This window comes from uncultured Winogradskyella sp. (genome assembly GCF_963975125.1).
In the GTDB taxonomy this organism is placed as follows: Bacteria; Bacteroidota; Bacteroidia; order Flavobacteriales; family Flavobacteriaceae; genus Winogradskyella.
In genome coordinates this window covers 16531-29166 of sequence record NZ_CAXBGB010000036.1, presented here as the reverse complement: position 1 = coordinate 29166, position 12636 = coordinate 16531, and the positions used below count along the sequence as shown (strand labels likewise).

12 protein-coding genes are annotated in these 12636 nt (G+C 31.5%); all 12 read left to right on the top strand.

Annotation, left to right across the window (positions count from 1 at the left end; translation table 11 throughout):
• The first annotated feature begins 37 nt into the window (after positions 1–37).
• Genes AAC053_RS07070 through AAC053_RS07015 form a run of 12 tightly spaced genes read left to right on the top strand, consistent with a single transcriptional unit; the run spans position 38 to position 12629 of the window.
• Positions 38–844 carry a hypothetical protein gene (locus AAC053_RS07070; RefSeq protein WP_339754610.1) on the top strand — a complete coding sequence of 269 codons (807 nt, stop codon included), beginning with the start codon at positions 38–40 and terminating at the stop codon, positions 842–844.
• Positions 845–1690, top strand: coding sequence for a glycosyltransferase family 2 protein (locus tag AAC053_RS07065; RefSeq protein WP_339754607.1), 846 nt, complete (start codon positions 845–847; stop codon positions 1688–1690). It begins immediately after the preceding gene.
• Positions 1687–2862 carry a glycosyltransferase gene (locus AAC053_RS07060; protein ID WP_339754604.1) on the top strand — a complete coding sequence of 392 codons (1176 nt, stop codon included), beginning with the start codon at positions 1687–1689 and terminating at the stop codon, positions 2860–2862. Before AAC053_RS07065 ends, AAC053_RS07060 begins: the two co-directional genes overlap by 4 nt.
• A gap of 22 nt (positions 2863–2884) precedes the next feature.
• Complete coding sequence (locus tag AAC053_RS07055; RefSeq protein WP_339754601.1) at positions 2885–4024, top strand: glycosyltransferase family 4 protein; 1140 nt, start codon at positions 2885–2887, stop codon at positions 4022–4024.
• A gap of 9 nt (positions 4025–4033) precedes the next feature.
• On the top strand, positions 4034–5023 hold the full coding sequence (locus tag AAC053_RS07050) for a glycosyltransferase (protein WP_339754598.1): 990 nt from the start codon (positions 4034–4036) through the stop codon (positions 5021–5023).
• A complete protein-coding gene (locus AAC053_RS07045) occupies positions 5024–5692 on the top strand; it encodes an acylneuraminate cytidylyltransferase family protein (RefSeq protein WP_339754595.1) in 669 nt (222 codons plus the stop codon).
• Entirely contained in the window at positions 5685–6731 is a 1047-nt protein-coding gene (locus AAC053_RS07040) for an N-acetylneuraminate synthase family protein (RefSeq protein ID WP_339754592.1), read from the top strand. The genes AAC053_RS07045 and AAC053_RS07040 overlap by 8 nt, the downstream gene beginning before the upstream one ends.
• 21 nt (positions 6732–6752) lie before the next feature.
• Positions 6753–7874 carry a UDP-N-acetylglucosamine 2-epimerase gene (neuC, locus tag AAC053_RS07035; RefSeq protein ID WP_339754590.1) on the top strand — a complete coding sequence of 374 codons (1122 nt, stop codon included), beginning with the start codon at positions 6753–6755 and terminating at the stop codon, positions 7872–7874.
• The gene (locus AAC053_RS07030) at positions 7864–9252 is read left to right on the top strand and encodes a hypothetical protein (protein WP_339754589.1); all 1389 of its coding nucleotides are present in this window, start codon (positions 7864–7866) and stop codon (positions 9250–9252) included. The genes neuC and AAC053_RS07030 overlap by 11 nt, the downstream gene beginning before the upstream one ends.
• Entirely contained in the window at positions 9252–10406 is a 1155-nt protein-coding gene (locus AAC053_RS07025; protein WP_339754586.1) for a glycosyltransferase family 4 protein, read from the top strand. Before AAC053_RS07030 ends, AAC053_RS07025 begins: the two co-directional genes overlap by 1 nt.
• Before the next feature lie 4 nt (positions 10407–10410).
• Positions 10411–11550: a glycosyltransferase gene (locus AAC053_RS07020; RefSeq protein WP_339754583.1), complete on the top strand. Its 1140-nt coding sequence runs from the start codon at positions 10411–10413 to the stop codon at positions 11548–11550.
• A complete protein-coding gene (locus tag AAC053_RS07015) occupies positions 11550–12629 on the top strand; it encodes a glycosyltransferase (protein WP_339754580.1) in 1080 nt (359 codons plus the stop codon). The genes AAC053_RS07020 and AAC053_RS07015 overlap by 1 nt, the downstream gene beginning before the upstream one ends.
• Positions 12630–12636: the final 7 nt, after the last annotated feature.

Here is a 12636-nt window from a genome sequence, read left to right as displayed (position 1 = left end):
AAATAAACGAAGTTTTTCAACTAAGATTTAAGAGTTTATGATTTCTAAAATAAAAAGGCGCATACGCAGAATTATAAATAATCCATATAAGCTTTATGCGAAGAATGTCGAATTAAAAAAGATATTCTCTAGTTATAATGAAGCTGTTATTTTAGGATCTTCATCTTCAATAAGCAAATTAGATATTTCTAAGTTTTCTAACGATATGGTTATAACCGTTGGCAATTTTTTTGAACATCCTAATATTGAAGCTATCAAACCAAAAATTCATGTTTTTGCAGCATCACATCCTCCAATTACGAAAGAAGTTTTAACTGCTTGGTGGGAAAGATGTCATACAGTACTAACAAAAGGGACACCAATATTAATTGAGAAAAGAGACCGATTAATAGCAGAAGCGGTTTTTAAAGGAAGAGAAATTTATTATTATTCTTATGGAGGACAAATACCTGTGGATTTCACTAAACCTATTATGTCTCCATGGAGTGTTACTATTGTAGCGCTACAACTAGCAATTTATTGCGAAGTATCTAAGGTTGGAATACTTGGTGTTAATCACGATTGGCAATGCATAAAACCATATACACATTTTTACGACCATAATAAGCCATCACTAGAGTATTATCTATATGAGGCAGGCATAGAGATTGCTTACGAAAAACAAAAGCAACCATTTCCTAAAGAACGCTTATATAAAGAGTATGAATTATACCAGCAATATGAATCTTTAAAAACCGAAGCTGAAAAGCAAAACACCAAAATTTACAACTATGACCCGTTTTCAGATTTTGATGTTTTTGAAAAGGATAAGAAAGTTCATTTAATTAAAGAAGAAGTTCTATAGATGCAAAATTATCAACTATCTATTATTACCATTAACTATAATGATTCCATAGGTTTAAAGAAAACAATGGAAAGCGTCAAAGCGCAATCTTACAAAGATTTTGAGCATATTGTTATAGATGGTAATTCTAATGATGATAGTTTAGAGGTTATAAAATCGTATAACTACAATAATCTCAAATATATCAGCGAACCAGATTCTGGAATATATAATGCTATGAACAAAGGTATTAAAAGGTCTCATGGCGAATACTTACTCTTTTTGAATAGTGGTGACGTTTTAGAAAATGAAAATGTTGTAAAGTCCGTACTACCATATTTAAATAAAGCGTACTCTATCTTATCTGGTAATTTAATTTTTGATGAGGAAAAAGGAAGACGATTGAGAGAACATCCAAACGAAATCTCATTTTCCTATTTGGTAGGTAATGCAATTTCACACCCTTCGACATTTATAAAGCAAGAACTGTTTTCTAAGTATGGAAATTACGATGAGAATTTTAAAATTGTTTCAGATTGGGCATTTTTTCTAAAAGCTTTGGGATTAAACAATGAGACGTATTTTAAAATACCAGTGACAATTTCCGTTTTTGATACTAAGGGAATTTCATCAAAAGAAGAAAACTATGAAGCCGTTTATAGCGAACGTCGTCAGGTTTTAGAATTGTTTTTCCCAAGAGTATTTAATAACGCTAACGATACGTATGTCTTCAATAAATTTATAAGTACAAACAAGCGATTCAAATATTTAAAAGTTATCGATAAATCTCCATTTTTCAGAAAACTTGCTACACTTCAATTGGGTATTAGTGTCTGGATAATAAATCTTTTCAGAAAACAGGAATGAAGCAAAGATTATTAATTATTGGTCCTTTGGGTGATATTGGTGGTAGAGAATTAGAAACTGGTTTTATTGCAGATACATTTTCAGAGGTTTATAATATTAAGATATTTTCTACAGGAAATTTAACTTCAAAATCTCAGATTTTCGATTTTGTTTCTCAAGACCAAGTGATGACCTTAAATGGAAAGATATTAAAAAAGAGTCCATGGTTTAGAGCACTATCCTATTTAAGTTATTTAAAGTCAAGTAAAAAAAAGCCGCTAGTTAATTATACGAGTAATAGTTTATCAAAAAAAATGGGCTATCGAGCGTTTGCCATATCTCAAATTAAAGATGAAATCGATAAATGTGATTTTATAATTATTTGCGCTCAGATAAGCAGTAATTATATAAAGGAAGTAGTTGAATATGCTAACTCTAATAATAAGCCTGTAGTTCTAAGAACTTCCGCTACTATAAAAGCAACTGATGTCGTTGATAAAAACTGGTTAAATAAAATTAACCTCTTTATCCATCATTCCTTGTCTAATGCAGAACGACTATCATCATTAGAAAACCACAACTACGTGCTAATTGACCAATGCACATTTAAGGAGGTAGAAATGCTAAAAATTGAACCTGCCAATGCTTTTAAAAAATTACTATATATTGGAAGACTTTCATCTGAAAAAGGGATTAAGGAATTGGTAGAATTCTTTCAAAATAACGAAGTGGATTTAGATTTAAAAATCATTGGAGATGGCGATTTATTAGAAGTACTGAATTCTTATTGCGATGATTTAGATAATGTCCATCTATTAGGTTATTTAAATCAGAATGAGATACTAGAGCATATAAGATTAGCTGATGCTATTATTATTCCGTCGCATGAAGAGTCAGGACCATTAGTGGGTTTAGAAGGTATGGCATCTGCAAGATTAATTTTATCCACCAAAGTTGGTGCAATGTCTGATAGATTAGAGGGATCTAAAAATCAATTTTGGTTCAATATAAATGATCCACAATCGTTAAGAAAAGTGATAGAAGATATAAAGAAATTTAGTGCTTCAGAAATCAAAGGTATTGCAGAAGGTAATAGATTAAAGTATCTTGAAAAATATAAAAAGAGCCATATTAAAAGTCAATATAAAAACACTATTTTTAACCTTATCAATGACTCAAGCCAAACGAGTTAAGGCCTAACGTATATAAGTTTTAATGGGTAAATCAAATCACATAAAGACTATTTTAATTAGTCAACTAGCGTTGCCGTATCCTATTACTGGGAGTTGGACGAACATGTACAATACGTTGCTAAAATCTAAGAATCACCATTTTGATTATATTATATGTCCAGAGCCTAATGTTAGAGCTGAAGGTGTTGTCTATAGCTTTGTGAAGACTACTGAAAATAAGGATAAACTAGTTTCAAGGCTGATTAATAAAAACACGAAACATCAACCCTATATCAATGCTTTAAAAGAAATTATAGAGCCAGATTGTAAATATGTAATTCAAGTTATTGATAATAATGGATTGGTGTGTGCGATAGCAGAGCATTTGGAAAAGCATTTTAATAGAAATGATTTTTACATTCAATATTGTTACCATGGATTTCTTCCAATAGAAAATACTTTGAAAGCAAAGCGGTTATTCAAAGTAGTTGATGAAATCGTATTTATAACGGCAGAAAGTTACAAGGCATTTTTAAGTGCTTATGATGAAATTACATTTAAAGCTCGTGTAATTCATAATGGAATTGACTTAAAAAAATTCAAAACAATTAGTGATAGCGAAAAGCAGAAGTTAAGAAGTTCTCATAATATTTTACAAGAGTCATTTGTGTTTATATGGTGTTCTCACGATAGGCCAAAAAAAGGATTGCATATTATTATAGATGCTTTTAAAGAATTACAAAAGCAAAGTGCTATTAAAATAGAGTTATTGGTTATCGGAATTAAAAGAGAAATTGACCATCCAGGTATTACCTCTATAGGACATATACCAAATGATGATATTGTAAAATACTATCAAATGGCAGATGTGTTTCTTTTTCCATCACTTTGGCAAGAAGGATTTGGAATTGTTTTGGCAGAAGCACTCCATTGCGGATGCTACACAATTGCTTCAAACAGAGGAGGTATTAAAGAAGTACTTGAAGATGGTAAATATGGCGTTTTAATAGATAAACCTAATATGGTGACGGAATGGGTGGATGCGATGCAAGAAGCAATAAGAGACTGTACTGAAAATGGTAATTCTTTTAAAGGTAAATTACCTAAGGATTTATATAGCTTAAAAAACTGGTCAGAACAGTTAAATACAGCTATACTTGATGCTAAAGAAAAATTAACATAAGCGGAGTTTATGAGAGTAGGAATGAATCCTCAAAAGCAATCAAAAAAAATTCAATTGCGATGTCAGCATAGGCTAATTATCGTGGTTTTTATTCCTTCATTAGAAGGGTATTATAAAGATGTTTTAGAGGTCTTTAAGTTGTGTTTAGATTCTGCGATTACAACGACAAACTCTAATTGTGCAATAACAGTTGTTAATAATGCATCTTGTAAACAGGTATCTCAATATTTAGAGGATAAGTTAGAAGCTAAATCTATAGATACGATTATTCATCACGAAGAAAATATAGGAAAGATAGACGCACTAGTAGGAGCGGCAAGAGCAAGTAGAGAGCCAATACTAACAATTTCAGACGTAGATATATTATTCAAACAAGGCTGGCAAAACGAGACTGAGAAGATTTTTTCCAATATCAAAAATGTAGCTTCTGTTTCTCCGATACCATGCCGAAATTTCAAGAATTATGAAACCTCTTCTACTTTAAATAAAATTTTACTTGGTAAGGTTAAATTCAGTTATCAATCGATACCAGAAAATCATGAAGCACATAATAGATTTTTAGAAAGTTTTCATTGGAAATTAGAAAGTGACAAAAATGTAAAATGGCCAGTAATTGAGTCTAATGGAGTTAAAGCTATTGTTGGTAGTGGTCATCAAATTTTGAGTATGCGACGAGAGTTGTTTTTTACAACCGTTCCGAGACAACCATCATTGATTTTAGTTGGTAATAATTCGGAGTTTTTATACTGTGATGAGCCTATTAATTATTCTAATGGAATGCGCTTAGCAACTTATCAGAATTTTGCATTTCATATGGGAAATATGGTTGAAGGTTGGATGAAAGAGGTGCAGAGAGAAAACATAGAAAACATAGAGAATAAGGATTGTAAGGTTTCTAAATTACCGGAATTTAATCCGAAAATGCCTCATAGAAGTTGGTATAAGTTAAAGAAACGTTTAGTGCATAGAGTATTCAATATTATATATCCAGAAAAATAAATGGGCAAGACAATAGCTATAATACCAGCAAGAGCGGGTTCTAAGAGATTACCAATCAAGAATATTAAAATGCTTAATGGTATACCTCTTATTGCGCATTCTATAAAGTATTCACTGTCTAATTCTAAACTTATAGATGACATTTATGTTTCAACAGATAGTGATACCATTAAGGAAATCGCACTACAATTTGGGGCGAAAGTTATCAATCGACCTGCTGAATTGAGTGGTGACTTAGAGCCAACAGTATCGGCATTAAAGCACGTTCTTACAGTTTTGAATGAGGATATTGATACCATTGTAATATTGCAAGCGACCAATCCATTAAGGCCAAAAGACTTATTAAGCGAAGCTCTTAATGCTTTTATAAAAAATAACTCCGAAAGTCTTTTTACGGTAAGTAGAGATCATAAAAAATTAGGTAAAATTGTAAGTAATCATTTTAAGCCTTATAATTATAAAATTGGTCAAAGAAGCCAGGATTTAGAGCCTTTATATTATGAAAACGGTCTCTTATATATCACAAAGGCAAGACTCATAAAAAAAGATATTATCTTTAATGATGCCTCGTTTCCTTGGGTTGTAAACCATAAATTTGCAAGCATTGACATAGACACACAAGAAGATTTTGATTACGCAGAATATATTTTGAAAAATTATAATGAATAACAATCCATACATAGAAATATCGGGAAGAAAAATAGGAGGAGATTATCCACCTTTGGTCATTGCAGAAATAGGTATTAATCACGAAGGATCAATAAAGATCGCTAAGGAGATGGTTGATGCTGCCCATAGAGCAGGAGCAGAGATGGTTAAACACCAAACTCATATTGTTGAAGACGAAATGAGTAGAGCTGCGAAAAAAGTAATTCCAGGTAATGCAGACGTCTCTATTTACGAAATCATGGAACGTTGTTCATTGAATGAAGCCGAAGAATTAGAATTAAAAAATTATGTAGAGAGTAAAGGAATGATTTTTATTTCTACTCCATTTTCTAGAGCAGCGGCAAAGCGATTGAAGCGTTTTGATATTCCTGCATATAAGATTGGTTCTGGTGAATGTAATAATTATCCATTATTAGATCATATTGCTAAATTCGGCAAGCCTGTAATTTTAAGTACAGGAATGAATACCATAGAGAGTGTTAGTAAAGCTGTAGCGATATTTAAAGCCAATAATACACCTTTAGCTTTATTACATACAACAAACCTATATCCAACACCATCACATTTGGTGCGTTTTGGAGCTATGATGGAATTGCATGAAGCTTTTCCAGAACAGGTTTTTGGACTTAGTGATCATACCCTTAATAATAATGCATGTCTTGGTTCTGTAGCCTTAGGAGCATCGATTTTAGAACGTCATTTTACCGATCACATGCAACGCCAAGGTCCAGATATTGTATGCAGTATGGATGAAGAAGCCTGTTCTCAATTAATAAGCGGAAGTAAAGAGATTTGGTCTATGCGTGGCGGAACTAAAGAACCTGCAAAAGAAGAACAAGTTACAATAGATTTCGCTTTTGCAACAGTTTGTACAATTACTAATGTTAAAGCTAGCGAACAACTAACAGAGCAAAATATATGGGTAAAACGTCCTGGAACAGGTAAGATTTTTGCTGAAAACTATAAAGAAGTATTAGGTAAAATTGCACTTAGAGATATAGAAGAAGGTGAGCATCTTGATTATAATGATTTTGAATGATTGTAGAACTAAGAAATGAAAATGCGGAATATAGTTTTTCTTACAGGTACAAGAGCCGATTTTGGTAAAATAAAAGCACTGATTCAAATTGTAGAGAATCATCAAGATTTTGTACCTTATATTTTTGTGACAGGTATGCATCTTATGCAAGAATATGGTTATACGCTAATTGAAGTTGAGCGCTGTGGTTTTAATAATATTGAGACATTTCATAATCATACTGATGAGGCAACAATGGATCTAACATTGGCAAAAACAATTAATGGTTTTTCTAAATATATTAAAACTATTAATCCAGATCTAATCGTTGTGCATGGAGATAGAGTAGAAGCTTTAGCCGGAGCAATTGTAGGAAGTTTGAATAATATTTTGGTCGCACATATTGAAGGTGGTGAACTCTCAGGGACAATTGATGAACTAATAAGACACTCGGTATCAAAACTGAGTCACGTTCATTTTACGTCTAATGATGAAGCTAAAAAACGTTTGATGCAAATGGGTGAACTCGAAGATACAATCTATACCATTGGTTCTCCAGATGTAGATATCATGTTTTCAGATAATTTACCAGTTTTAGATGAGGTTAAACGTTACTATCAAATTAATTTTGATGCGTATGCCTTAGCCATGTATCATCCTGTAACTACTGAGATAGATTCTATTTTAGAGAAAGCCGAACAATTTGTGGATGGATTAATCGATAGTGGAAAAAATTATGTAGTTATATACCCTAATAACGATTTAGGTAGTAAGCACATTCTTAAAGCTTATGAAAAATTGCAAGGGCATCCAAGATTTAAAGTTTTCCCCTCTGTAAGATTTGAATACTTCTTAACTTTACTTAAAAAATCTGAATTCATTATAGGAAATAGTAGTGCTGGTGTTAGAGAAGCGCCTTATTACGGAGTGCCAACAATAAACATAGGAAATAGACAATTAAATCGAGCGAGTTCTTCTAAAATAATTAATATACCTAGTGAGAAACTAAAGATAGTTGAAACGATAAGCATGGCTAAAAAACATTCGGCAGAAAAAAGTAATAGTTTTGGAAAAGGTAACAGTTCACAGTTATTCTTAGACAGTCTAGAATCTTTAAATATTTGGGAAATTAACCATCAGAAACAATTTAAAGATGCTTACTAAAAAGCACATATTGTTTTTAGTGCCAGATGGTGTCGGAATTAAAAATTACCTTTATTCTAACATCATTTCTCATTTAAAAAATGATTGTGAGATTACGATTTGGTCGCCATTACCAAGAGATGCTTTTGATAATGTAAAGGAGCTTCATAATATAGATTTTGGTTATAAAAATATAAGTTTTTCACCTGAGAATATAAAAACACGCTTATATAGAGAAGCGACTACTTATGCGAGACTCAAGCATAATAGTTTACTCGAAAATAATCCAACAATATTAACAAATTGGAGGAGTCCGAGTTACAGTTTTAAAGTGAAGATATTGTATAAATGCGCTGAGGTTTTAGGGCATTTTGTGTACAAAAATTATCAAAAAATTTTAAATCTTGAAGAAAAAAGTAGAAATAGCATATCCAAAGCTTTAATAAACCAATATGTAAAAGATTTAGAAGCTTTAAAACCAACGTCAATGTTTATAACACACCAGCGCGTAGCAGGTTTAATGCCTATTTGTTTAGCCGCAAAACAGTTGAGTGTTAAAACAACAACAGCTATTTTTTCTTGGGATAACTTACCTAAAGCAAGACTATCTGTTAAAACTGATGACTATTTAGTGTGGTCAGAATGGATGAAGGATGAAATGAAAGCCTATTATCCAGAGATTTCAGAAGAAAATGTAAAATTAGTGGGCACACCACAATTTGAATTTTATCTAGATGAAAATCGAATTACCTTACGAAAAGAGTTTGCTAAGCGACATGATTTGGACCTTAATAAAAAATGGATATGCTTTAGTGGTGATGATTTTATTACGTCTCCGCATGATGAGTTATTTTTAAGAGATGTCTTGCAGTCGCTTTATGACATGAAAGATACTGTGCAAGTTATTTTTAGAAGATGTCCAGTAGATTTTTCTTCGAGATATGATAAAACTTTAAATAAGTATAAGGATTTTGTTATTGCTATAGATCCTATATGGAACGCCGAGTCTGAGACAGGTTGGGTAGGTTATTTTCCAAAGTATGATGATATTAACTTGCAAGTCAACTTAGTTTATCATTGTTGTATGGTCCTAAATTTAGGGAGTACTATGGCACACGATTTTACAACACATAACAAGCCTTGTTTATATCTTAATTATAACCCTTCACAAAATTCAGATTGGAGTACAGATATTATTTATAATTTTCAACACTTTAGAAGTATGATAGGTCTAGATGCTGTCGGTTGGATAAATAATAAAGAAGCTATTAAAGAAGTTGTATTAAAGACTTTGAAAGACTCAAGAGAAGTTACGCCAGATAAAATTGAATGGATGAAAAAAGTGGTGCTTCATCCTGTTGATAAAAGCTCAATTAAAATAGCTAAAGCTATCGTATAATGCATATTTGCTTCATTACAAATGAATACCCAAAACAAGATTTTCCGCATGGTGGTATCGGTACTTTTGTGGAGACTTTTGCTGAAGATCTGATTAAAAATGGACATCAGGTTTCAGTGGTTGGCATCAATAATTATACAGGTATTAATGAATATGAAGAGCGAGATGGTATTTCAATTTATAGATTAAAGCTACAAAAAGTTAAAGGGTTAACATGGCTTCTTAACAGTAGTGCTATTAGCTTAAAACTAAAAGAAATTCATAGTGAGAACCCAATAGATATTGTAGAAACTTCTGAATTAGGATTGGCATTTATTTCAAAAATAAAAGCAATAAAATATGTGATTCGATTACACGGAGGTCATCACTTTTTCGCCGAATCAGAAAATAGAGGAATTAATCGGTGGAAAGGATTTCAAGAAAAACGTTCATTTAAAAGAGCAGATGGTTTTATTGCAGTTTCAAAATATGTTAAGTCTCATACAGCTAAGTATTTAAATTACTATGAAAAGCCTATAAAGATTATAAGAAATCCAATTAATTTAGAAGTATTTCAACCTAATAAAGAGATTCTTATAAAGGAAAATACATTACTATTTGCTGGTACGGTTTGCGAAAAAAAGGGAGTTAGCCAACTCATAAAAGCAATGCCTAAAGTTTTAGAACATAACCCTAATGTAAATCTTTATGTTTATGGTAGAGATTGGTTTTTTCCGAATGGGAATTCTTATATAGACCATCTTAAAAATAATGTTATACCTAAACTAAAAAATATAGAAAGCCAGATTCATTTTATGGGTACTGTACCTTTAAAAGTATTGTCAGAAAAATATGCTTCTGCCGAAATCTGTGTTTTCCCTTCATTGATGGAGACTCAAGGTTTAGTAGCACCAGAAGCTATGGCAATGAATAAATTGGTGATTTTTTCGGAATGTGGACCAGGACCAGAAACTATAAAGCATGGTGAAACAGGTTTGCTATGTAACCCTTATAAAATCGATGATATCGCTGATAAAATTATTTGGGCCTTAGATAATAAAGAGGAATGTAAAGCTATTGCAAATTCAGGAAGAGAATTTGTCTTGGGCAATTTTAACAGTGATACGATTACTAAAATGAATATTGACTTTTATAAGCGTTTATTAAACACATAGATTTTTGACGAAAAGGGAAAATACATTAGCGATTTTTACACTTGTAGAGCATAAGACAAAGAATGATTTATTCTATGGTTATGGCCCTTATGTTAGGGAAATGAATTTATGGGTAAGTAATTTTGATAAAGTAATTGTTGTTGCTCCATTCAGTAAATTTAATAATGTTAACCCTATAGACTTGGCTTATATACATTCTAATATTAGCTTAGTTCGTATGCCTAGTTTTAATGTTAAATCCATCCTTAGTATTGTTCAGTTGGTATTCAGCTTACCATTAATTTTAATAAAAATGGTTAGTGTAATGCGTAAGTCTCATCATTTACACTTTAGATGTCCTAGTAATATTGCAGCGATAGCAGCGATGTTACAAGTGTTTTTTCCAAATAAGACAAAAACCGTTAAATATGCTGGTAATTGGGATCCGAAAAGTAAACAACCCTTAGGCTATAGGTTTCAAAAGTGGTTGTTAAGTAATACCTTTTTAACAAAGACTATTAAAATATTAGTTTATGGTGAATGGAATAATCAGTCTAAATATGTAGTGCCATTTTATACAGCTACTTTTAGTGAGTCAGAGGTTACTCCATTTATTAAACGAGATTATTCGAGTAAATTAAAGTTTGTTTTTTTGGGAGCATTAGTAGAGGGCAAGCGACCTTTACTTGCTATTAAAATAATTGAAGCTTTGATTAAGAAAGGTCTATCATCAGAATTTCATATGTTTGGTGATGGTAGGTTATTAAATGAACTAAGAAATTATGTCAAAGAAAAAGGTCTAGAAAATTTTATAATTTTATATGGCAATAAAAACATGGAAATTGTAAAAAAGCATTTGCAAGATGCACATTTTACAATCTTACCTTCTAAGAGTGAAGGCTGGCCAAAAGCTTTAGCAGAAGGTATGTTTTTTGGAACTATCCCAATTTCTACTGATGTTTCTTGTGTTTCTTTTATGTTAGATGATGGAAATAGAGGTATAATGATTGAGCCAAATTTAGATAAAGCTGCCGATGTTATTTATAATGTTGCACAAAAAGAGGATTCGTATTTAATTAGTATGGCGAGAAAAGCTCAAGAATGGTCACATCAGTTTACTCTTGAAAGATTAGAACAAGACATCAAAGAAATTATAAAAGAATAATGGTGAACGTCATTCAAATAATTGATTCTTTAGAAGCTGGTGGAGCAGAACGGTTAGCGGTTAATTATGCGAATGGTTTAGCTAAACTAGATGTAGAATCGCATATTTGTGCAACAAGAGATGAAGGGCCTTTATTAGCAACAATTAGTGCTGATATAGGTTATTTGTACTTAAACAAGAAATCGACAATAGATATTGCTGCAATTTTGAGATTGAGGAAATATATAATTGAGCATAAAATCAATATAATACATGCACATTCATCTTCCTTTTTTATAGCGACAGTTGTTAAGATATTGCTTCCTAGATTAATAATAGTCTGGCATGATCATTATGGTAATAGCGAATCCATGGAAAATCGTCCTAAGCGAGTTCTACGTTTTTGTTCTCGGTTTTTCTCATATATTTTTAGCGTGAACATTAAATTGAAAGCCTGGTCAGAAGCTAACTTATTGTGCCAGAATGTTGACTATGTTAAGAATTTCCCTGTATTAAAAGAAAAACATTTAAATTTAACTCAGCTTCAAGGAAATAATGGAAAACGCATACTGTGCTTGGCTAATTTGCGAGAACAAAAAAATCATTTTATGCTTTTGGAGGCATTTCAGATAGTGAAAGAAGAGTTTCCTAATTGGTCACTTCATTGTGTTGGCAAGGATTTTAAAGATGAGTATTCAAAGTCTTTTTTTAATAAAATAGAAGAGTTAAACCTTAATAAAAATGTTCATTTTTATGAGAGTAAATCTGATGTTCTAAATATAATGAAACAATGCCAAATAGGTGTTTTATCTTCTAAATCAGAAGGACTACCTTTAGCGTTATTAGAATATGGGATTGCAAAATTACCTGTAATAGTTACAGATGTTGGCAGTTGTGGCATATTGGTAAATAATGATTCTTATGGATTTTTAATAGAGAATGGAGCTAAGCAACAATTGGCTGAATCAATTAAGTATTATATAATAAATGAAGATTATAGATTATCTTGTGCTAATAATTTCAGTAAAAAAGTTAACAGAGTATATTCAGAAAAACATATTTTATCTGATGTAATAAATATCTATAATACAATTTTATAACCTTACC

Bases quoted from the DNA above. Each gene is read 5' to 3' on its own strand.
- AAC053_RS07070 (WP_339754610.1), top strand. From the start codon at position 38: ATGATTTCTAAAATAAAAAGGCGCATACGCAGAATTATAAATAATCCA.
- AAC053_RS07065 (WP_339754607.1), top strand. From the start codon at position 845: ATGCAAAATTATCAACTATCTATTATTACCATTAACTATAATGATTCC.
- AAC053_RS07060 (WP_339754604.1), top strand. From the start codon at position 1,687: ATGAAGCAAAGATTATTAATTATTGGTCCTTTGGGTGATATTGGTGGT.
- AAC053_RS07055 (WP_339754601.1), top strand. From the start codon at position 2,885: ATGGGTAAATCAAATCACATAAAGACTATTTTAATTAGTCAACTAGCG.
- AAC053_RS07050 (WP_339754598.1), top strand. From the start codon at position 4,034: ATGAGAGTAGGAATGAATCCTCAAAAGCAATCAAAAAAAATTCAATTG.
- AAC053_RS07045 (WP_339754595.1), top strand. From the start codon at position 5,024: ATGGGCAAGACAATAGCTATAATACCAGCAAGAGCGGGTTCTAAGAGA.
- AAC053_RS07040 (WP_339754592.1), top strand. From the start codon at position 5,685: ATGAATAACAATCCATACATAGAAATATCGGGAAGAAAAATAGGAGGA.
- neuC (WP_339754590.1), top strand. From the start codon at position 6,753: ATGCGGAATATAGTTTTTCTTACAGGTACAAGAGCCGATTTTGGTAAA.
- AAC053_RS07030 (WP_339754589.1), top strand. From the start codon at position 7,864: ATGCTTACTAAAAAGCACATATTGTTTTTAGTGCCAGATGGTGTCGGA.
- AAC053_RS07025 (WP_339754586.1), top strand. From the start codon at position 9,252: ATGCATATTTGCTTCATTACAAATGAATACCCAAAACAAGATTTTCCG.
- AAC053_RS07015 (WP_339754580.1), top strand. From the start codon at position 11,550: ATGGTGAACGTCATTCAAATAATTGATTCTTTAGAAGCTGGTGGAGCA.